Raw genomic sequence first — 21026 nt, 5'->3', positions numbered from 1 at the left:
TTTTCACTTCACCGGGCTGACCTTCTCGCCTCGATGCTTTCGGACATAGTCCTCTGTCATGTCCCGGCTGTGTCCGAGCAGCTTTTGCGCCTTGTCCAGCGCCTCCACGTTGCTCGCAGCTTTCGCCCGCAGGTTACGGAACTGGATCGACCGAAAACCGCTTCTTCTTCATGGCAAACTCCCTCCTTCTGGGGAATGTTTGCCGAAAAACTTACGTTCCGCCTGGTCCGGGTTTAGCCGGGCATATCACGTCGACGACTGACGTAAGAGCCGTGAGTCGACCGAAGATTTGCGAGCGGTCGCGCGAAAGTCACGCAAGTTCGTCGTGCCTATGACCTCGTGAAAGGGTAAGGGTCACTTTTTCCGCGCCTTGCGCGAAATTCTAGTTCGTCGCTTCCGAACCGGATCCGGGAACGATATGTGCAAGCTCCCCCGGCATTCTGCCGCTGCAGAATTTTGACCAAGGAGATGCAATGAAGAACCCCTGGACCAAGAAGAACCCGTTCTTGAGCATCTGGCTCAGCGCAGCCAACACCGCCGCCGGGCGCGCCCGTGCCCAGACGACGGCTGCGATCAAGCGAGAAGCGAACAAAGCCGCGAAGACCGCAACCCGCGAGGGCGTCAAGCAGTTAACGGATTTCTGGGTGAATGCCCTGAAGCCCGCCCCGAGAGCGCGCAAGCCGCGCAAGCGCCGTTGATGCGGTGGCGCTTTTTTGCGGCTGAACAGGTTATCTGGGGCTGTATAGCTATGACGAGCATCGCGACGCGGTCGTCGTGCTGGCCATTCGGCACCGGCGCGAGGACGATTAGCATCGATGACGAGCAAGAGCAAAGACATCGCCATTGCGGGAAGCCGTTTTACAAAATGGCGGATTTGGAAGTCGTTCGGATTTCGCTGTCCGGAAGACGCTCGCCCGAACCTCTGCGCCAGTCGTGGAAACGCCCGACCCACTCGAGCAGTTTTCGCGGTGCATGCGCGCGCTTCCATTCACCGGCCGCGTACTTGTTGGCTTCGGCGAGCGTCGGGTAGATGTGGATCGTGCCGAGGATCTTGTTGAGCCCGAGCCCGTGGCGCATCGCGATCACGTATTCGGCGATCAGGTCGCCGGCGTGCTCGCCGACGATCGTGACGCCTAGGATCCTGTCCTTGCCGGGCACCGTGAGCACCTTGACGAAGCCGTGCGCCTCGCTGTCGGCGATCGCGCGGTCGAGATCCGCGATGTCGAAGCGGGTCAGCTCGAACGGGATGTTGCGCGCTCTCGCCTCCTGCTCGTTGAAGCCGACGCGCGCGACTTCCGGGTCGACGAATGTCGCCCACGGCACCGCCGAATAGTCCGCCCGGAACTTCCTGAACGGCGCGAACAGCGCGTTGACGGATGCATACCAGGCCTGGTGCGCGGCGGTGTGCGTGAATTGATACGGACCGGCGACGTCGCCCGCAGCATAGATATTGGGGAAGCTCGTCTGCAGATATTCGTTGACGTCGACCGTGCGCCCGGTCGAAACGCCCAACTCCTCCAGCCCGTAGCCTTTCAATTGCGCGGTCCGCCCGACGGCGACCAGCAGCACGTCGAACGGGATGCGGACTTCCTGCCCCTGGTGCTCGGCGACGAGGATCTTCTCGCCATCCTCGACGACGAACCGCCGGGTGTCGTGGCCGGTGCGCAGATCGATGCCTTCGGCGCGGAAGCGTGCCATGACCATTTCGGAAACCTCCGCATCCTCGCGCGGCATGATCCGCTCGCCCTTGACGATCAGCGTCACCGCGGCGCCGAAACGCGCGAAGGTCTGCGTCAGTTCGCAACCGATCGGGCCGCCGCCGAGCACCAGCAGCCGGCGAGGCAGCGCGCGCAGGGCCCAGATCGTGTCCGAGGTGTAGTAGCCGACGTCCTCGATGCCCGGAATCGGCGGCACGGTGGGGCGCCCGCCCGCCGCGATGATAATGCTGCGCGTCGACAGCGTCGTGTGCCCGCCGTCACTGAGCGTGATCTCCACTTCCCACGGCGAGACGATCTTCGCCCGGCCCTCGATCACCTCGACGCCGAGGCCCGTGTAGCGCTCGACCGAATCGTGAGGTTCGACGCTCTTGATGATTGCATGCACGCGCTCCATCACGTCGGCGAAGTCGAACTCGGCACGCGCAGAGCGAATGCCGAACTCCCTCGAGCGCCGCATGTGCGAAAGCAGCTTCGCCGAGCGGATCAGCGCCTTCGACGGCACGCAGCCGGTGTTCAGGCAGTCGCCGCCCATCTTGTGCTTTTCGACCAGAGTCACCTTCGCCTTCACCGCGGCAGCGATGTAGCTGCTCACCAAGCCGGCAGCGCCGGCGCCGATGACGACCAGGTTGCGATCGAAGCGCGCCGGCTTCACCCAGCCCGCGTAGACTCTCCGTGCCTTGACGATCTCGATGAGTTTTTTCGCGATCAGCGGGAACACGCCGAGCAGCGCGAACGATGCGAGCAGACTCGGCGACAGGATGCCCGACAGCGAGTCGATCTGCGCGAGCTGGGTGCCGGCGTTCACATAAGCGACAGTGCCGGCGAGCATGCCGAGCTGGCTCACCCAGTAGAAGGTCCAGGTGCGGATCGGCGTGAGCCCCATGACGAGGTTGATGACGAAGAACGGAAACAGCGGCACCAGGCGCAGCGTGAAAAGGTAGAAGCCGCCGTCTTTCGCGACGCCCTCATTGATCGCGTGCAGCCGCTCGCCAAAGCGTGCCTGGACGGTGTCGCGCAGCACGAAGCGCGAGGCGAGGAAGGCCAGCGTCGCGCCGATCGTGGAAGCGAAGGAGACGATCAGGGTGCCCCACGCCAGCCCGAAGATCGCCCCTGCCACGAGCGTCATGACCGCGGCGCCGGGCAGCGACAGGCCCGTGACCGCGACGTACACCGCGAAGAAGCCGAGTGCCGCCGCAACCGGCCGCTGCTCCCGCCAGCCTTCGATCGCGGCCTGCTGTGTCTTGAAGAAGTCGAGACTGAAGTACCGATCGAGATCGAGCACGAAGAACAGCGCGATCGCGAGGACGAGCGTGCTCAGGAGGATCAGGCGGCTGGTTTTCATTGTTCGGACCCGGTGTTATGGAGGGTGCGCATGCCACATGTCGATTGGTCGTCGACGCGCGTGAATAACTTACAGCGTCCGGGAGATCGCCCGTCCTCGGTGGCGGAGGCGAAAAGCCGGCGACGAGGGATTTTTATTGTTTATCGCAGGGTCTTCAGCGCGATCTCCACGATCTGCTCGCTCTCGTTCGGCGGCAGGCCCGTTTTGACCATCGTTCGGAGTCCGCCCCTTGTCGTCAGCAGATAACGAGCGAGGATTTCCAAGTGACCGCCGGAACGCCCACCGTCTCGCGCGGCCGGGCTGTAAGGCGACCGGACCGGATTCGACTAATAATAACGAATTCGCTCGAGGAGCTTACGATGCATCCGACCTTTCCGCTGCTCGCCGTCACGGACTTCCCGAAGATCCGTCGCGTGACGATTGAGACCCTGCAGGTGAATCTCGGCTATCGCTGCAATCAGAGTTGCTTGCATTGCCACGTCAACGCCGGACCGAATCGAACCGAGGAGATGTCGGCCGAGACGGTCGACGCGGTGATCGCTTTTCTCGATGCGAGCCCGATGGTCACGACGTTGGACTTGACGGGCGGCGCGCCGGAGATGAACGCGAATTTTCGCCCTCTCGTGCGGGCGGCGCGCGAGCGGCGCTTGCGCGTGATCGACCGCTGCAACCTCACTATCCTCGATGAACCCGGTCACGAGGACTTGGCCGGTTTTCTCGCGGCGCACGGAGTCGAAGTCGTCGCCTCGCTGCCGTGCTACCTCGAAGACAATGTCGACAAGCAGCGCGGCAAGGGCGTCTTCGGCGCGAGCATCCGCGGACTCCAGCAGTTCAACGCGCTGGGTTACGGCGCGGAGGACAGCGGGCTGGTGCTGAACCTGGTCTACAACCCCCAGGGCCCGATGCTGCCGCCGCCCGAAGCGTCGCTCGAAAGCGCCTATCGCGAACACCTCGGCGAAGCGTTCGGGATCCGCTTCAACCGGCTCTTCACGATCGCCAACATGCCGATCAAGCGCTTCGGCAGCACGCTGGTCTCGAAAGGGCAGTTTGCCGGCTACATGAAGACGCTGCGCGACGCGCACCGGGTTGTGAACCTCGCGGGCGTGATGTGTCGCAGTCTCGTCAACGTGGACTGGCAGGGCTACCTGTACGACTGCGACTTCAACCAGCAACTCGAAATGCCAATCGGCGACGCCCGTCATCCCCGGCTGCACATACGCGACGCGACCGCCGCAGCCCTTGCCGGCGCCGCGATCCGCGTCGCCGACCACTGCTACGCCTGCACCGCCGGGCAGGGCTCGAGTTGCGGCGGGGCGCTCGGCGACGCCAGGACCGAAGTCGGGAGTTGCGCGGCGTGAACATTGGGCCCGGCCAGGACGGCTAGGCATGGTCGATCTCGAAGCGGCCGAGTATCCGGATCACTGTGTCGGCCGGATCGCCGAGACGGCGGCTCCCCAAGTCGCGGCGGCGATGGTGTGCCACTTCGGCGGCAGTGGCTTGCAGAGGCCCGCAAGTCAAGCCATCGCCGCCCAATTTGCGCTACCGCTCGAACGACAAGGCCGGAAACCGCCAGACGGTCAAAGGTCAAGCTGGAGCGCGGCCAGACGCGCGTAAAGGCCGCCCCCATGGCGCAGATCCTCGGGGGTGCCGGTTTCGACGATGCGACCCCGATCCATCACCACGATGCGGTCGGTTTTTTGCACCGTGGCAAGCCGATGGGCGATGATCAGCGTCGTGCGCCCCTGCATGGCGGCGTCGAGTCCTTGCTGCACGAGGATTTCGGATTCCACGTCGAGCGCGCTGGTGGCTTCGTCGAGGAGCAGCATCGGTGCGCCTTTCAGGATCGCGCGTGCGATTGCGATGCGCTGGCGCTGTCCCCCGGACAGGCGGGTGCCGCGCTCGCCGAGGAACGTCCGGTAGCCTTCGGGCAGTCGCTCGACGAACTCGTCGACCAGCGCGGCGCGGGCTGCGGCAATGACTTCCGTGTCGCTCGCCGCGCGGCGGCCGTAGCGGATGTTCTCCAGCGCGCTGGCGGAAAAGATCACCGGGTCCTGCGGCACGATCGCGATGCCTTTGCGCAGGTCGTGCAGGCTCAACTGGCGGATGTCCTGCCCGTTGATCCGGATGGCCCCACCGGATATTTCGTAATAGCGCAGCAGGACCTGGAACATGCTCGTCTTGCCCGCGCCGGACGGGCCGACGAGCGCGACGCTCTCGCCCGGCGCAATCGTCAGGCAGATGTCGTCGAGCGCAAGCGGCCGCGGGCGAGCGGGATAGCAGAACGTCACATGCTCGAAACTGATCGCCGCCTGCGTTGGACGCAGCGGCGGTTGTGGCCGGGCCGCCTCGTGGATCGCGGAGTCCGCGTGCAGCAGTTCCAGCAGGCGCTCTGCCGCTCCGGCCGCACGCATGACGTCGCCCCAGACTTCTGCCATCGTCCCGACCCCGCCGGCGACGAGTGCCGCGTAAAGGACAAAGGACGCCAACTGGCCTTGGGTCAGGATGCCGTCGTGCATCTGGCGCACGCCGATCCACAGCACGAAGATGATCGTTCCCATCACCGCGGTGATGATCAAAGTCGTGAGCGCAGCGCGTACGCGCGTGCGCCGGATCGCCGTGGTGAACCCGGTTTCCGCGGCAACGGCAAAACGTTCCGCTTCGTCCCGCTCCTGCGTATAGGCTTGGACGGTGGGCATTGCATTGAGGATTTCACCGGCGAGTGCCGAGGCGTCGGCAATCCTGTCCTGGGATTCGCGCGAAAGTCTTTTGACCTTGCGGCCGATGACGATGATGGGCAGCGTCAGCAAGGCCATGAGGCCGAGGTTCAAGGAGAACAGGTGGAAGCTGGTGACGGCCAGCATGACCATGCCGCCGGTGAACTGGAACAGGCTGCGCAAGCCCATCGAAACGGAACTGCCGATCACGGTCTGGATCAGCGTCGTGTCGCCGGTCAACCGGGACAGGACTTCGCCAGTCTGCAAGGTCTCGAAGAATTGGGGCGACTGGGACAGTACGCGCCTATACACCGCACAGCGCAGATCGGCGGTTGCGCGCTCGCCGATCCACGACACCGTGTAATAACGGGCGGACACCACCAGCGCCCAGGCGCTCGCCAATCCGAACAGGGCGACGAAATGCGCGTTCAGGTTCGGCGTGCCGAGCGGACTGTCGCCGGCCTGCGCCGGCGGGCCGAACCCGAGGTCGACGAGGTCGCCAAACGCCAGCGGGAGCAGCAGGATGATTGCCGAACCGAGGCAGAGCAGGACGAAGGCCAGCGCAATGCGCGCCCGGTACGGCTGCAGGAACGGCCACAGGCCTGTCAACGCCGACAAGCGGCGCGGCGTCGAGGTCTGTTTCAGGGTATCGCGCGGCATCCGTAATTATTGTTCGTCTCGAGGCAGCATGGACGAACTGCTCGATGTTGTCCCCAGTTGGCCGAAAGTACCGAAGGCAAGGTGCAGAGCCTGACCGGCGCACAGCCGCGCTGAGCGAGGGAATACTCGGCTTCCATTGGCCCCCGCGACGACCGAAGCCGGCGGCAGTGCGGGCTTCCACCTGTTACCAATCAGGTCTTTCGCGCGGAAGCCGCAATGTTTATCCTTGGGAACACTACCCAGTGACTCGGAGCCGCAATGAAGAGCGCACCAGATGAAAAGCGCAGACGCGCGGGGGAACGGGAGAGTGTTTCGGGGGGGCGCCCCGGCGTTGATCCGACCTTGTGGATAAAGTGGTCGGAAGCGGCGATGCTCGAAAGCATGAAATGGTTTGACGTGTGGCTCCAGGGAACCCAGCGGTTCTGGGGTGCCGGGTTCAGGACGCTCGGACGTCCCGTCGCCGCCAAGGAGGATCTGCGCCGCGTGTCGGATATGCCGTGGATTCCGCATCTCGAAGCCGAAGTCATTCCTCTGCGGCGCAAGACCGACCAGCCCGGAGCCGAAGCGACCCGCATCTCGATGCGCGTGCCGATGCCATGGCCGATCGGCGGGGCGGACGTGATTTCGCTCCAGGCGATCGTCGGCCGTCGCAGCAGCCAGGATGCCGAGTCGCAAGACGGGGCAGATTCAGCGGGTCCGGACGAGAATCGCAAAACGCAGGGGTGAATCGGGCGCGCCGCGCGTCCCGGCCCAAATGCCGGATCATCGAAGCCGCGGCGCTCGGCGGGACGGTCGGCTTGCGTGTCAGAGGCAAACGAAACCGATAAGGTGCGGATTGTCGATGCACGTCCTGCCAAGGGCGAAGTGCCCCTGTTTCCTGAGGACGACTTCCTCACGCGACAGCACGAATTCCTTTTCGCCGTCTATCAATACAAAAGTGCCGTTGCTGCTGCGGTCGACAAGCACGAACTTGTCGCCGCGCAGCTCGATTTCAGCATGCTGGCGCGAGGCGCGGGTATCGCTCAGGCGCAGGTCCGACAAGGCATCCCGGCCGAGCCGCGCGCTCGGGATCTGTGCGTTGAGCACAAGCGACTGCGTGCCGAGATAAAGCCGCAGTTCCGGCTTTTCCTCGGCGTCGAAATCCACCGTCTGCACGACGGTCAGGTCGCCCGGCGCCCCCCCGCACAGCAGTTCGAAGGGCTCGGTCAGTCGCGAAGCGCCGCGCAGGCTGCGCGCCTGCAGCGGGCGGAGCAGCGGGCGCCACTCGGCGCTGAGTTGCCGCGCCGTTTCCATCGACGTGATGGCGCGCCCTGGGGACGCGAGTTCCAGCAGGCGTGCCGCGACGTTGACCGTGTCGCCGAACACGTCGCTGTCGTTTTCGACGACGGGGCCGTAGTGAAATCCGATGCGCACGGCGAGTTTCTGTCCGGCCGAGAGCGGCAGTTCCCGCACCACCTGGTGAATTCTGAGTGCGGCCTCGCAGCCGTGATCAGCTTCGCCGAAGACTGCCATCAGACCGTCTCCGGTGTGCTTGACGACCCGTCCGCGACGCCGCTCGATTTCAGCGCGCATTTCGTGCAGGCAGCGATCGACCAGCCGGAAGGCCACCGAGTCGCCGACGCGTTCATAAAGGCGGGTGCTCCCGGCGAGATCCACAAAAAGCACAGTGCGTTCGGGCGGGTGAGGCGGAGCGTGAGTCATGGGAGGAATTATAAGGAATTGGCTCCCACTTCTGCGTTCTTCTGCCGGTGCCGGGCGCTTGCTTACACTTGGGATGCTCAAGGGTAATCCTGTATAGTGATCGCGATAACCCAAGCGCCGGCATATGTCACTGCAGTGGGCGCCCTGTGCCACCTCCCATGTCCCGGTATTCTCGGCGCCTCGACAGATCGGACGTTGCGCCGGTGTCGAATCCGTCGTCCTCCTGCCGCCGAAAGGGCTTCTTCGCACCGTTCGACGAGACGGGCGGGCGCTGAAGGCGCGGGCGTTCCCCGGAATGCCGAATGCTCGGTCGACAGGCGAGGAGGGGCGAACGCGGGGGAATCCCTCGCCGGATCGATGATTGAAAGGAAAAGGAAATGGCCAAAGAAGAGCTGCTCGAAATGGAAGGGGTCGTCAACGAAGTGCTGCCCGATACGCGCTTTCGCGTGACCCTTGAGAATGGGGTCGAGGTACAGGCCTACGCTTCGGGAAAGATGCGCAAACACCGCATCCGCATCCTCGCCGGAGACAAGGTCAGCGTCGAACTGTCTCCGTATGACCTGACGAAAGCGCGCATCAGCTTCCGTCACAAGGACGAGCGGCCCGCGGGCGCCGGGGCTCCCCCCCAGCAGTTTCGCCGCCGCTGATCGCAATGCCGGCGGCAAATGTGCTGCCGGGTAGGGACTACGAGAAAAAGCGGCGCATCCCTTCGTCCGGCAGGACCATGCCGGTCGAACGCGCACGCTGCAGCAATTCCCAGTAGTAGCGGTAGGAGGCCCGGTCGTGGAGCTTTCCGCGATAGTGGATCGGGCCCCAGCCGCCCTCCTGGGCAGCGGCGAGAATGCCGCTCGCTTCTTCGACTTCGGAAAAATCCGGGCGCATCGCTTCGATGATCGGAACGATCTGATTCGGGTGAATGCTCCACATCCGCAGGTAGCCGAATTCGCGTCGCGCCCGTTGGGCGTCGTGACGGATGAGTTCCAGATCCTTGAGTTCGGTCGTCACGTTATGTGATGGAACGACGCCGTTGGCGAGCGCCGCGGCAGCAATTTCGACTTTCGCGCGGACGACGAGCGGATGCGTGAATTGGCCCGGGCTTTTCATCGCCGCACCAGGAATCGCGCCGTGGTGACCGGACACGAAATCCATCAGGCCGAAGTCGAGCGATTCGACTCCGGGCAGCGCCGCAATACTCCACGCTTCGCGCAGCGCGCCGTGCGTCTCGATCAGGACATGGACCGGAATTTCCCGTCCGGTCCGGGCAGCGGCCTCGAGCCGGCGCAGGGTTTCGATCTGATGGCGCGCATCGGCAGCGGAACGCACTTTCGGCAATGTGACAAAGGCGAGCCGGCTTCCTGACCGGGCGATGAGGATTTCGAGATCGCGCTGCCAGTGCGGGTGCGTGACATCATGGATTCTCGCCCCGATGCGGCCGTGACGGTTGTCGCCGCACATCACGATATCGGCGACCATCTCGGCGTGCTCGGCTTCGGCGCCGGTGCGCGCGCCGTCTTCGCAGTCGCAGGTCAGATCGAAGACCGGAGCCAACTCGTGCTGAAGCGCCAGCGCTTTCCTCATCAGTTTTTCCGCGCCGGCGTAGTGATCGACCGCGGCGAGGACGGGAAACGGTTTTTCGCCGGCGAACAGGACGTCAGCAGGGTGTCGCATCGCATATCTCCGTGGGCGGGGAAGGTGCTCGATTCTCCAGGGAACCGCAGCTTTCCACCATCAAAAAAATGCCGCGGCATCGGCCCGCGGCATTTTCTCGCAAGGAACCGGAAACGGTTACTTGAGCATGTCGGCGACTGCCGCGCGCTCGTCTTCCAGTTCGCCGAGAGTCTTGTTGATCTTTTCGCGCGAGTATTCGTCGATCTCCAGCCCCTGGATGATTTTGAAGTCGCCGTTCTTGCACTCGCACGGGAAGCCGAACACGACGCCGGCCGGGATGCCGTAGGAGCCGTCGGACGGTACGCCCATCGTCACCCAGTCATCGGAGCCGAGGGCCCAGTCGTGCATGTGGTCGATCGCTGCGTTCGCGGCGGAGGCCGCCGACGACAGGCCACGGGCGTCGATGATCGCGGCGCCGCGCTTGCCGACGGTCGGCAGGAATACGTCGTTGTTCCACGCGTGGTCGTTCACCAGCGCCTTGACCGAGTCGCCGTTGGACGTGCAGAAACGGTAGTCGGCGTACATCGTCGGCGAGTGGTTGCCCCACACGACCATCTTCTTGAGGCTCGACACCGGACGATCAGTCTTCGCCGCGAGTTGCGACAGCGCGCGGTTGTGATCCAGGCGCAGCATGCCGTGGTAGTTGTTCGGATTCGTGCGGCCGACTTTCCGCGCAGCGGCGCCGGCGATGTAGGCGTTGGTGTTGCACGGGTTGCCGACGACCAGCACCTTGACGTTCTCGTTCGCGTTCTCGGCGATCGCCTTGCCTTGCACGGTGAAGATCGCGCCGTTGGCGGTCAGCAGGTCGGCACGCTCCATGCCGGGGCCGCGCGGGCGGGCGCCGACGAGCAGGCAGTAGTCCGCATCCTTGAAGGCGACGTTCGGGTCGTCGGTAGCGACCATTCCGGCGAGCAGCGGGAACGCGCAGTCCTCGAGTTCCATCATCACGCCCTTGACCGCCTTCTGGGCTTGGGGAAGATCGAGCAGTTGCAGGATCACGGGCTGGTCTTTGCCCAGCATCTCGCCGCTGGCAATGCGGAACAGCAGGCTGTAGCCGATCTGGCCGGCGGCGCCGGTGACGGCGACGCGCACGGGGGCTTTGCTCATGTGAGTACTCCCTCTAAAGCGAATTGAAGACAGTGAGAATGATTGGTCTGTCGCCCGCGATTTCAGTTCAGCGTTCGACTCGGGTGCCTGGTAAAGCCAGCCGCCGGGGCCGAAAGATGTTAGAAGCAAGTATCCCCGATGTCAATTCACCTCTCGTGTCTTATATAAGACACGAGACAGATGATGGACGCTGGAAAACTTTTATGATGAAATGCGCGAATGGCACAGGAATCCCCCACATTCAGTCCGCTTTACCGACAGATCAAGAGCCTGATCCTGCAGGCCCTCGAGTCTGGCGAGTGGCGTCCCGGTCAGGTGATTCCGAGCGAGCAGGAACTCGCTGCCCGCTTCAGCGTTTCGCAAGGCACCGTGCGCAAGGCCATAGATGAAATGGCGGCCGACAACCTGCTGATCCGCAAACAGGGCAAAGGCACTTTCGTTGCGTCCCATAACGATCCGCGGGCTTTGTTTCGCTTCCTGCGGCTCGTGCCGATGGATGGCGATCTTGCGCCTCCGCAGAGCGTGCCGATGGACTGCTGGCGGGCGAAGGCGGGGCAGGAAGCGTCGCGTATGCTGGGCATCGAGCTCGGCGATCCGATCATCATCGTCCGGCGTCTGCTGAAATTCGCCAACAAGCCCGTCGTCATCGACGAGATTTACCTGCCTGGCGAAGTGTTTCCGGGGCTCACGCTGGAAGTGCTGCAAAGCTGGAACGGCTCGCTCTACAGCCTGTTCGAAACCCGTTTCGGCCTGCGCATGATCCGTGCGCAGGAACGCCTGCGGGCCGTCGCGGCGGACCGCTCGACGAGCGAGGCGCTGAAAGTGCCCGAAGGAACTCCGTTGCTGTCGGTCGAGCGGGTCACCTACACGTACGGCGACCGGCCGGTCGAGTGGCGGCGCGGGCTTTATTCGACGGCGGAGCATTTTTATCTGAATGAACTGAACTGACTGGGGCGGGATCGGGCGGAGCATGTTCCGCGTATATAATCCCGGCTCCTTGCAATCTGGGAGAACCGCGTCGGGAAACCGTCGCTCATCGAGGGGTAAAACAATATGTCAGAAGCCATAGTGCGCAAGCAGCGGCCGAAATTCCTGGCCCTGCACGAAATCCGGCTCCCGCTGCCGGGTTTCGTCTCGATTCTTCATCGGGTCAGCGGAGCAGGACTGTTCCTGATGCTGCCGTTCCTGCTGTTCCTGTTCGACCGCAGCCTGGGATCGCCGGAGTCCTTTGAAACATACAAGAGTGTAGTGGCGAACCCGCTCGCCAAGCTGCTGCTGCTCGGCCTGCTGTGGGCGTACCTGCACCACTTCTGCGCCGGTATCCGTTTCCTGCTGCTCGACCTGCACAAGGGGACCGACCTCAAGTCCGCCCGCAGCAGCTCGCGCATCGTGCTGGTCGTGAGCATCGCGCTGACTATCATCATCGGGGTGAAGCTATGGTAAAGCGTATCGTTGTCGGTGCTCACTACGGCCTGCGCGACTGGATCGCGCAACGTGCCACGGCCGTGTTTATGGTGATCTTCACGATCCTGTTCGCGGTTGCGGCGCTGCGCCTGCCGGAAATGACTCACGAAGCGTGGTCCGGCCTGTTCCGCGGCGGCGTGATGCGCTTCTTCACATTCCTGTTCTTCCTCGCATTGTTCTATCACGCATGGATTGGCGTGCGGGACATTTTCATGGACTACATCAACCCGGCCGGCGTCCGCCTGGTCCTGCATGTGGTAACGATCTTCGTGCTCGTCGGCTATGCCGGTTGGGCTGCCCAGATTCTTTGGAGGCTGTGAGCGTGAACGTCGCAAAGCGTACTTTTGACGCGGTCATCGTGGGTGCCGGTGGAGCAGGGCTGCGTGCCGCCCTGCAACTTTCCGAGTCCGGAATGAAAACCGCCGTGCTGACCAAGGTGTTCCCGACGCGCTCGCACACCGTCGCAGCCCAGGGCGGTGTCGCCGCCTCGCTCGGCAATACTACCGAGGACAACTGGCACTGGCACATGTACGACACCGTCAAGGGGTCGGACTGGCTGGGCGATCAGGACGCGATCGAATTCATGTGCCGCAAGGCGAATGAGGTGGTCGTCGAACTCGAACACTACGGGATGCCGTTCGACCGCACCGACAACGGCAAGATTTACCAGCGTCCGTTCGGCGGCCATTCGCAGAATTACGGCCAGGCGCCGGTGTCGCGCTCCTGTGCCGCAGCCGACCGCACCGGTCACGCGATGCTGCACGCGCTGTATCAGCGCAACGTGCGCGCGAACACCCAGTTCTTCGTCGAATGGATGGCGCTGGACCTGATCCGTGATGCCGACGGCGACGTGCTCGGCGTGACCGCAATCGAGATGGAAACCGGCGAAGTCTGCATCTTCCACGCGAAGGCGACGATTTTCGCGACCGGCGGCGCGGGGCGTATTTTCCACAGCTCGACGAACGCGTTCATCAACACCGGCGACGGCCTCGGCATGGCTGCACGGGCGGGTGTGCCGCTCGAGGACATGGAGTTCTGGCAGTTCCACCCGACCGGCGTGTTCGGTGCGGGCGTGCTGATCACCGAGGGCGTGCGCGGCGAAGGCGGCATCCTGCGCAATGCGTCTGGCGAGCGCTTCATGGAGCGCTATGCGCCGAACCTGAAGGACCTCGCGTCGCGCGACGTCGTGTCGCGCTCGATGGTGACCGAGATCAACGAAGGCCGCGGCTGCGGTCCGGACAAGGATCACGTGCTGCTCGACATCACGCACCTGTCGCCGGAAACCATCATGAAGCGGCTGCCGGGCATCCGCGAGATCTCGATCCAGTTCGCCGGCGTCGACCCGATCAAGGCGCCAATCCCGGTCGTGCCGACCGCGCATTACCAGATGGGCGGCATCCCGACGAACTTCAAGGGCCAGGTCGTGGCGCCGAAGGACGGCAATCAGAATTCGCCGATCTCGGGCTTCTACGCGGCCGGCGAATGCGCGTGCGCCTCGGTGCATGGCGCGAACCGGCTCGGCACGAACTCGCTGCTCGACCTGCTGGTATTCGGCAAGTCGGCCGGCGAGTCGGTGGTCGAGGACTTCCAGAGCGGCCAGCTGAGCCTCAAGCCGCTCCCCGCCGACGCCGCCGACGTGTCTCTTGCGCGGCTCGCCCGCCTCGAAGGACAGAAGAACGGCGAGAGCGTGTTCGAAGTCGGCCTCGAGATGCGCCGCACGATGCAAAAGCACGCCGGCGTGTTCCGCTTCGACAACCTGCTGAAGGAAGGCGTCGCTAGAATCAAGGAAGTTGCCGAACGTGCCAAGCGCACCGAGATCAAGGACAAGTCGAAGGTGTGGAATACCGCGCGGACCGAAGCGCTGGAACTCGACAACTTGATCGAAGTCGCCAAGGCCACGATGGTTTCGGCCGAGGCACGCAAGGAATCGCGCGGCGCGCATGTGCGTGACGACTCCCCCGACACCGCGGAATTCCCCAATGGCCGTAAAGACAATGAGTGGCTCAAGCACACCCTGTGGTACAGCGAAGGCAACCGGCTCGACTACAAGCCGGTGACGATGAAGCCGCTGTCGCAGGACGTCGAGCCGATCGCACTCGCGAAACGCACCTACTGAGCGCGGGAGAATGACAGAAATGAGCAAGCGCACCGTCAAACTGAAGATGTACCGCTACGATCCGGACAAGGACGACAAGCCGTACATGCAGGATTACACCCTCGAACTCGAACCGTCCGACAAGAAGCTGCTGGACGCGCTGGTTCGCCTGAAGTCGAAGGACGACACCCTGTCGTTCCGCCGCTCGTGCCGCGAAGGGGTGTGCGGTTCGGACGCGATGAACATCAACGGCAAAAACGGGCTGGCGTGCCTGACCGACATCGATGGCCTGCCGCAGCCGATCGTGCTGCGCCCGCTGCCGGGCCTGCCGGTGATCCGCGACCTGATCGTCGACATGACCCAGTTCTTCAAGCAGTATCACTCGATCAAGCCGTACCTGATCAACGACACTCCGCTGCCCGATCGCGAGCGTCTGCAGTCCCCCGAGGAGCGCGAAGAGCTGAACGGCCTCTACGAATGCATCCTGTGCGCATGCTGCTCGACGTCGTGCCCATCGTTCTGGTGGAACCCGGACAAGTTCGTCGGTCCCGCGGGCCTGTTGGCGGCGTATCGTTTCCTCGCCGATACACGCGACGAGGCCACGACCGAACGCCTCGACAACCTCGAGGACCCGTACCGCCTGTTCCGCTGCCACAGCATCATGAACTGCGTCGACGTCTGTCCGAAGAGTCTCAATCCGACGCGTGCGATCGGCAAGATCAAGGACATGATGGTCAGCCGGGCGGTATGAGCATCAACCGGGGACGCTTGCGCTGGCAATGCCGTCGGGCTTTTCTCGAGCTCGACCTTGTCTTCGCACGCTTTCTGGAAAGGGATTTCGACCGTCTCACGGACGGTCAACTGGCGGATCTGGAGGACTTGCTGCGCTGCGAGGACCATGAGCTTTGGGCCATGGTCAACGGCAGCGAGCCCTGCGGGAACGACCGGTGGAAGGAGATGATCGGCCTGTTGCGTCAGCAATGACCAGCAGGACGTTCGTTACAGGGAGCTAGTAGTTACTACCGGCAAGCAAAAGGGATGACCTATGAGCACTGAACGCACTGCAACGCTAACCGTCGATGGCAAGACCGTCGAATTCCCGGTAATGACCGGCACCCATGGCAATGATGTCATCGATATCCGCACGCTGGGGGCCAAGACCGGTTTCTTCACTTACGACTCGGGCTTCCTGTCGACCGCGAGCTGCAAGTCCACGATCACGTTCATCGATGGTGACAAGGGTGAACTGCTCTATCGCGGTTATCCCATCGAGCAGTTGGCCGACAAGTGCAACTTCCTCGAAGTCGCCTATCTGCTGAAGAACGGCGAGCTCCCGAACGGGACGCAGAAAGTGGAGTTCGAGAACACCATCAAGAACCACACGATGCTGCACGACCAGATGACGAAGTTCTACACCGGCTTCCGTCGTGATGCGCATCCGATGGCGGTGATGGTCGGCGTCGTCGGCGCGCTGTCGGCCTTCTATCACGAAGCGATGGATTTCTCCGACTCCGAGCACCGCAACATCTCGATCAACCGCCTGATCGCGAAGCTGCCGACGATCGTCGCGATGGCCTACAAGTACAACATGGGCCAGCCGTTCATGTACCCGAGGAACGAGCTCGACTACACGGCGAACTTCATGCACATGATGTTCGGCACGCCGTGCGAAGAGTACAAGCCGAATCCGGTGCTGGTGCGCGCGCTCGACACGATCTTCACGCTGCACGCCGATCACGAGCAGAACGCCTCGACTTCGACGGTGCGTCTGGCGGGCTCGTCGGGTGCGAACCCGTTCGCGTGCATCTCGGCCGGCATCGCCTGCCTGTGGGGCCCGGCGCACGGTGGCGCGAACGAAGCGTGCCTGAACATGCTCGAGGAAATCGGCGACGTGTCGCGCGTCGGCGAGTACATCGCGCGGGCGAAGGACAAGAACGACAGCTTCAAGCTGATGGGCTTCGGTCACCGCGTCTACAAGAACTTCGACCCGCGCGCGAAGCTGATGCGCCAGGTCTGCTACGACGTGCTCGGCGAACTGGGCCTCGAGAACGACCGCCTGTTCAAGCTGGCGATGGAACTCGAGAAGATCGCGCTGGAAGACCAGTACTTCGTCGAGAAGAAGCTCTATCCGAACGTCGACTTCTACTCCGGCATCGTGCAGAAGGCGCTGGGCATCCCGACGTCGATGTTCACCTGCATCTTCGCGCTGGCGCGGACCGTCGGCTGGATCACGCAGTGGGAAGAGATGATCACCGATCCGGAATACAAGATCGGTCGTCCGCGCCAGTTGTACATCGGCGCAGCGCGGCGCGATGTGCCGGCGCTCGCACAACGTCCGTAAGAGACGAACAGGGAGAGGCGGCGAACCAGTCCGACCACGACCTCGACGGGATGGCACGGTGTGGCCATCCCGTTTTTTTCGGGGTCACCGGAGCGATTCGCCGATTGCAGCGATAACAAGACACAGGTGGCAATCAACATGATGAAGCAGCTCCGATCGACTTCGTACCTGTTCGGCGCCAATGCGCCATTCATCGAAGAGCTCTACGAGAATTACCTCGCCGACCCGGCTGCGGTGCCGGAAGCCTGGCGCGGCTATTTCGACGCCCTGCAGGCGCAGGCCGGTGCCGCAGTGCGGGACGTCGCGCATGGTCCGGTCATCGCCGCATTCACCGAGCTGGCCAAGCGTGGGCCGGTGCGTACCGTGAGCGCAGGCGGCGACGATCGTCGCCAGGTCAGCACGTTGCAGCTGATCAACGCCTATCGCTTCCTCGGCAACCGCTGGGCGAATCTCGACCCGCTCAAGCGCACCGAGCGGCCGCAACTCGCCGAACTCGAACCGTCGTTCTACGGCTTCACCGAAGCGGACCTCAACCAGAGCTTCAACATCGGGTCGTTCCACGGCTTCTCTGCCGATCACGCGACCCTGCGCGAAATCCTCGAAGCGCTGCGGCAAACCTACTGCGGCTCGATCGGTTCCGAATACATGCACATCTCGGATACCGGCCAGAAACGCTGGATCCAGAGCCGTCTCGAGAGTGTCCGCGGCACACCGCGCTTCTCCGCCGAAATGAAGAAGCGCATCCTCGAGCGCACCACTGCCGCCGAGACGCTGGAAAAATTTCTGCACACGAAATACGTCGGCCAGAAGCGCTTCTCGCTTGAAGGCGGCGAATCGACGATCGTCGCGATGGACGAGCTGATCCGCGTCGGTGGCACGCTCGGCGCGCAGGAGATCGTCATCGGCATGGCCCACCGCGGGCGGCTGAACGTGCTCGTCAATACGCTGGGCAAGTCGCCGTCGATGCTGTTCGCGGAATTCGAAGGCAAGGCTGCGGCCGACCTCACCGCCGGCGACGTCAAGTATCACCTCGGCTTCTCGTCGGACGTCATGAGCCCGGGCGGCCCCGTGCATCTGACGCTGTCGTTCAACCCGTCGCACCTCGAGATCATCAATCCTGTCGTCGAGGGTTCGGTCTACGCGCGCCAAGTGCGCCGCAAGGACGAGACCAAGAGCCAGGTGATCCCGGTGCTGATCCACGGCGACGCCGCGGTGGCGGGCCAGGGCGTCAACCAGGAGATGCTGAATTTCTCGCAGACGCGCGGCTATGGCACCGGCGGCACGGTGCATATCGTCGTGAACAACCAGATCGGCTTCACGACCTCCGACCCGCGCGACTACCGCTCGTCGCTGTACTGCACCGACATCTTCAAGATGGTCGAGGCACCGATCTTTCACGTGAACGGCGACGATCCTGAAGCGGTCGCGTTCGCGACCGCGATGGCTGTCGAGTTCCGCCAGGAGTTCAAGAAGGACGTCGTCGTCGATATCGTCTGCTACCGCAAGCTCGGCCACAACGAGCAGGACGAGCCGATGGTTACGCAGCCGCTGATGTACCGCAAAATCGCGAGCCACCCGGGGACGCGCAAGCTGTACGCCGACCGGCTGGTGACCGAAGGGACGTGCGCTCCCGACGAGCCGGAACAGATGATCAAGGACTTCCGCGAGCATCTGGACAAGGGCCAGTTACTGTACAACCCGGTGCTGTCCGGCCATAACCGCCAGTACGCCGTCGACTGGGCGCCCTACATCGGCCAGTCCTACACCGATGAAGCCGACACCGCGATCCCGCTGACCGAACTCAAGCGCCTGTCCGAGCGCCTGACGACGCTGCCCGAAGACTTCAGCCTGCACCCGCGGGTCAGGAAGATCCTCGAAGACCGCATCGCGATGGGCCAGGGTGACCTGCCGCTCGACTGGGGGATGGGCGAGAACCTCGCCTACGCGAGCCTACTCGCGCAAGGGTTCGGCGTGCGCATTTCCGGCGAGGATGTCGGCCGCGGCACCTTCTTCCACCGCCACGCGGTGCTGCACGACCAGAAGCGCGAGCGCTGGGACCAAGGCACTTACGTGCCGCTGAAGCATATCCAGGACGGCCAGGCCGCGCTGCAGATCTTCGATTCGGTGCTGTCGGAAGAGGCGGTCCTCGCGTTCGAGTACGGTTACGCGACCGCCGAGCCGAACGAGCTTGTCGTCTGGGAAGCCCAGTTCGGCGACTTCGTCAACGGCGCCCAGGTCGTGCTCGACCAGTTCATCTGCTCCGGCGAAGCGAAGTGGGGCCGCCTGTGCGGGCTGACGCTGATGCTGCCGCACGGCTACGAAGGCCAGGGTCCGGAACACTCGTCGGCGCGGATCGAGCGCTTCATGAACAACGCTGCCGAGAACAACTGGCAGATCTGCGTGCCGACGACGCCGGCGCAGATCTTCCACCTGCTGCGCCGGCAGATGCTGCGCAAGGTCAGGAAGCCGCTCGTCATCATCACACCGAAGTCGCTGCTGCGCCACAAGGAAGCGACTTCGACGCTGGCCGAACTCGAAGGCGGGCAGTTCCGCACCGTCATCGGCGAGACCGAAGCGCTCGACCCGAAGAAAGTCAAGCGGGTGGTGCTGTGTCAGGGGAAGCTTTACTACGAACTGCTCGCCTATCGTCGCGAGAACAATATCAAGGACACCGCGCTGGTGCGGATCGAGCAGCTCTATCCGTTCCCGGCCGCTGCCTTCGGCGCTGCCGTCGACCAGTTCCCGAACGCGCGGGAAGTCGTCTGGGCACAGGAGGAGCCTCGCAACCAAGGCGCCTGGTACTGGCTGGCATCGCGCCAGCACCTCGTCAATGTGCTCGGACCGAAGCGCAAGCTTCTGCTGGTGTCGCGTCCGGCAGCTGCATCGCCCGCGGTTGGCTACTACGCGAAGCACAACGCGCAGCAAAAAGCGGTCATCGAAAACGCCTTCGGCCCGCTTCAGGACTGATCCAACTCATAACGCCGAACAATACCGGCCAACACGGGGAGAGAAATTCATGTTGATTGAAGTGAAAGTGCCGCAACTGTCGGAATCCGTATCCGAGGCCACGCTGGTGTCGTGGCACAAGAAGGAAGGCGACGCGGTGTCGCGCGACGAGAACCTCATCGATATCGAAACCGACAAGGTGGTGCTGGAAACTCCGGCACCGGCCGACGGCGTGCTGGTGAAAATCGTCAAGGCCGACGGCGAGAACGTGAGTAGCGGCGACCTGATCGCCCAGATCGACACCGAAGCGAAAGTGCCGGCCGGAGCCAAGCGCGTCGAAGCGGTGCAGGCAGTTGCTGCGCCGGCACCGGCTTTGGCGATGGCCACCGGCGGAGCCCCGAGCCCGGCTGCGCGCAAGATCCTCGAGGAGAAGGGCGTTGCTGCCGGGGACGTTTCCGGCACTGGCCGCGGCGGTCGCGTGACGAAGGAAGACGCAGTGGCTGCCCAGCCGCCGCGCGCCGCTGCACCGGTCGCAGCGGCGGCGGTGCAGGGGGGCGATCGGGCCGAAGAGCGTGTGCCGATGACGCGCCTGCGCGCGCGCATCGCCGAGCGCCTGATCCAGTCTAAGAATGAAAACGCCATCCTGACGACGTTCAACGAAGTCAACATGGCGCCCGTGATGGCGCTGCGCAAGCAGTACGGCGAGAAGTTCGAGAAGGCGCACGGCGTGCGCCTGGGCTTCATGGGCTTCTTCGTCAAGGCCGCGGTCACCGCGCTCAAGCGTTACCCGATCATCAACGCGTCGGTCGATGGCAGCGACATCGTCTACCACGGCTACATCGACATCGGCATCGCCGTCGGCAGCCCGCGCGGTCTGGTCGTGCCGATTCTGCGCGACGCCGACCAGATGTCGATCGCCGACATCGAGAAGAAGATCGCCGAATTCGGCCAGAAGGCGAAGGACGGCAAGCTGTCGCTCGAAGAACTCACCGGCGGCACGTTCTCGATCTCGAACGGCGGCGTGTTCGGTTCGATGCTGTCGACGCCGATCATCAACCCGCCCCAGTCGGCGATCCTCGGCATCCACGCCACCAAGGACCGTCCGGTCGTCGAGAACGGCCAGATCGTCATCCGCCCGATCAACTACCTGGCGCTGTCGTACGACCACCGCATCATCGACGGCCGCGAAGCGGTGCTCGGCCTGGTGGCGATGAAGGAAGCGCTGGAAGATCCGGCCCGCCTGATCCTCGACGTCTGATCGACCGGTTGC

General features: G+C 63.6%; 19 protein-coding genes. 14 read left to right on the top strand and 5 right to left on the bottom strand.

Annotated features, from left to right (window positions below):
• Together GO608_RS01705 and GO608_RS01700 are read left to right on the top strand one after the other, a co-directional pair.
• On the top strand, positions 1 to 237 hold a 237-nt coding region (locus GO608_RS01705), incomplete at its 5' end, for a hypothetical protein (RefSeq protein WP_247002755.1).
• A 236-nt stretch (positions 238 to 473) separates the two neighbouring features.
• Positions 474 to 698 carry a hypothetical protein gene (locus tag GO608_RS01700; protein WP_169199189.1) on the top strand — a complete coding sequence of 75 codons (225 nt, stop codon included), beginning with the start codon at positions 474 to 476 and terminating at the stop codon, positions 696 to 698.
• Positions 699 to 858: 160 nt separating this feature from the next.
• Here GO608_RS01700 and GO608_RS01695 read toward each other — a convergent pair whose 3' ends face one another.
• Positions 859 to 3060, bottom strand: a complete 2202-nt coding sequence (locus GO608_RS01695) for an FAD-dependent oxidoreductase (protein WP_169199188.1) — start codon at positions 3058 to 3060, stop codon at positions 859 to 861.
• A 359-nt stretch (positions 3061 to 3419) separates the two neighbouring features.
• Here GO608_RS01695 and arsS point away from each other — a divergent pair, with 359 nt between their 5' ends.
• The gene (gene arsS / locus GO608_RS01690; protein ID WP_169199187.1) at positions 3420 to 4418 is read left to right on the top strand and encodes an arsenosugar biosynthesis radical SAM (seleno)protein ArsS; all 999 of its coding nucleotides are present in this window, start codon (positions 3420 to 3422) and stop codon (positions 4416 to 4418) included.
• Between the two features lie 219 nt (positions 4419 to 4637).
• Here the strand turns inward: arsS and GO608_RS01685 are convergent, their stop codons facing one another.
• Positions 4638 to 6434: an ABC transporter transmembrane domain-containing protein gene (locus GO608_RS01685; protein WP_169199186.1), complete on the bottom strand. Its 1797-nt coding sequence runs from the start codon at positions 6432 to 6434 to the stop codon at positions 4638 to 4640.
• Between the two features lie 369 nt (positions 6435 to 6803).
• On the opposite strand from GO608_RS01685, the gene GO608_RS01680 reads away from it, so the two are divergent.
• Complete coding sequence (locus GO608_RS01680; RefSeq protein ID WP_169199185.1) at positions 6804 to 7160, top strand: hypothetical protein; 357 nt, start codon at positions 6804 to 6806, stop codon at positions 7158 to 7160.
• 78 nt (positions 7161 to 7238) lie between these two features.
• On the opposite strand, the gene GO608_RS01675 is transcribed toward GO608_RS01680, so the two are convergent.
• A complete protein-coding gene (locus GO608_RS01675; protein ID WP_247002753.1) occupies positions 7239 to 8099 on the bottom strand; it encodes an adenylate/guanylate cyclase domain-containing protein in 861 nt (286 codons plus the stop codon).
• A gap of 413 nt (positions 8100 to 8512) precedes the next feature.
• On the opposite strand from GO608_RS01675, the gene infA reads away from it, so the two are divergent.
• Positions 8513 to 8782, top strand: a complete 270-nt coding sequence (infA, locus tag GO608_RS01670; RefSeq protein ID WP_053421905.1) for a translation initiation factor IF-1 — start codon at positions 8513 to 8515, stop codon at positions 8780 to 8782.
• A 37-nt stretch (positions 8783 to 8819) separates the two neighbouring features.
• Here the strand turns inward: infA and GO608_RS01665 are convergent, their stop codons facing one another.
• Positions 8820 to 9803, bottom strand: coding sequence for an HpcH/HpaI aldolase/citrate lyase family protein (locus GO608_RS01665; RefSeq protein WP_169199183.1), 984 nt, complete (start codon positions 9801 to 9803; stop codon positions 8820 to 8822).
• Positions 9804 to 9920: 117 nt separating this feature from the next.
• Positions 9921 to 10910, bottom strand: coding sequence for a malate dehydrogenase (locus tag GO608_RS01660; protein ID WP_169199182.1), 990 nt, complete (start codon positions 10908 to 10910; stop codon positions 9921 to 9923).
• Between the two features lie 219 nt (positions 10911 to 11129).
• Between GO608_RS01660 and GO608_RS01655 the strand changes: the two genes are divergently transcribed.
• From GO608_RS01655 to odhB, 9 genes are all read left to right on the top strand, one after another.
• Positions 11130 to 11858: a GntR family transcriptional regulator gene (locus tag GO608_RS01655; RefSeq protein WP_169199181.1), complete on the top strand. Its 729-nt coding sequence runs from the start codon at positions 11130 to 11132 to the stop codon at positions 11856 to 11858.
• 105 nt (positions 11859 to 11963) lie between these two features.
• Positions 11964 to 12353, top strand: coding sequence for a succinate dehydrogenase, cytochrome b556 subunit (gene sdhC, locus GO608_RS01650; RefSeq protein WP_169118341.1), 390 nt, complete (start codon positions 11964 to 11966; stop codon positions 12351 to 12353).
• Positions 12347 to 12694, top strand: a complete 348-nt coding sequence (gene sdhD, locus GO608_RS01645; protein ID WP_169199180.1) for a succinate dehydrogenase, hydrophobic membrane anchor protein — start codon at positions 12347 to 12349, stop codon at positions 12692 to 12694. The genes sdhC and sdhD overlap by 7 nt, the downstream gene beginning before the upstream one ends.
• A 2-nt stretch (positions 12695 to 12696) precedes the next feature.
• A complete protein-coding gene (sdhA, locus tag GO608_RS01640; RefSeq protein WP_169199179.1) occupies positions 12697 to 14490 on the top strand; it encodes a succinate dehydrogenase flavoprotein subunit in 1794 nt (597 codons plus the stop codon).
• 19 nt (positions 14491 to 14509) lie between these two features.
• Complete coding sequence (locus GO608_RS01635) at positions 14510 to 15220, top strand: succinate dehydrogenase iron-sulfur subunit (RefSeq protein ID WP_169199178.1); 711 nt, start codon at positions 14510 to 14512, stop codon at positions 15218 to 15220.
• The gene (locus GO608_RS01630) at positions 15217 to 15453 is read left to right on the top strand and encodes an FAD assembly factor SdhE (RefSeq protein WP_053421898.1); all 237 of its coding nucleotides are present in this window, start codon (positions 15217 to 15219) and stop codon (positions 15451 to 15453) included. The genes GO608_RS01635 and GO608_RS01630 overlap by 4 nt, the downstream gene beginning before the upstream one ends.
• Positions 15454 to 15514: 61 nt before the next feature.
• On the top strand, positions 15515 to 16810 hold the full coding sequence (gltA, locus tag GO608_RS01625; RefSeq protein ID WP_053421897.1) for a citrate synthase: 1296 nt from the start codon (positions 15515 to 15517) through the stop codon (positions 16808 to 16810).
• 138 nt (positions 16811 to 16948) lie between these two features.
• Complete coding sequence (locus GO608_RS01620; RefSeq protein WP_169199177.1) at positions 16949 to 19777, top strand: 2-oxoglutarate dehydrogenase E1 component; 2829 nt, start codon at positions 16949 to 16951, stop codon at positions 19775 to 19777.
• A gap of 49 nt (positions 19778 to 19826) precedes the next feature.
• On the top strand, positions 19827 to 21014 hold the full coding sequence (gene odhB, locus GO608_RS01615; RefSeq protein ID WP_169199176.1) for a 2-oxoglutarate dehydrogenase complex dihydrolipoyllysine-residue succinyltransferase: 1188 nt from the start codon (positions 19827 to 19829) through the stop codon (positions 21012 to 21014).
• Positions 21015 to 21026 lie beyond the last annotated feature (12 nt).

It is taken from the genome of Aromatoleum buckelii (genome assembly GCF_012910785.2).
In the GTDB taxonomy this organism is placed as follows: Bacteria; Pseudomonadota; Gammaproteobacteria; order Burkholderiales; family Rhodocyclaceae; genus Aromatoleum; species Aromatoleum buckelii.
The sequence above is the reverse complement of the archived record's forward strand: the minus strand, read 5'-3'. Positions and strand labels throughout refer to the sequence as shown.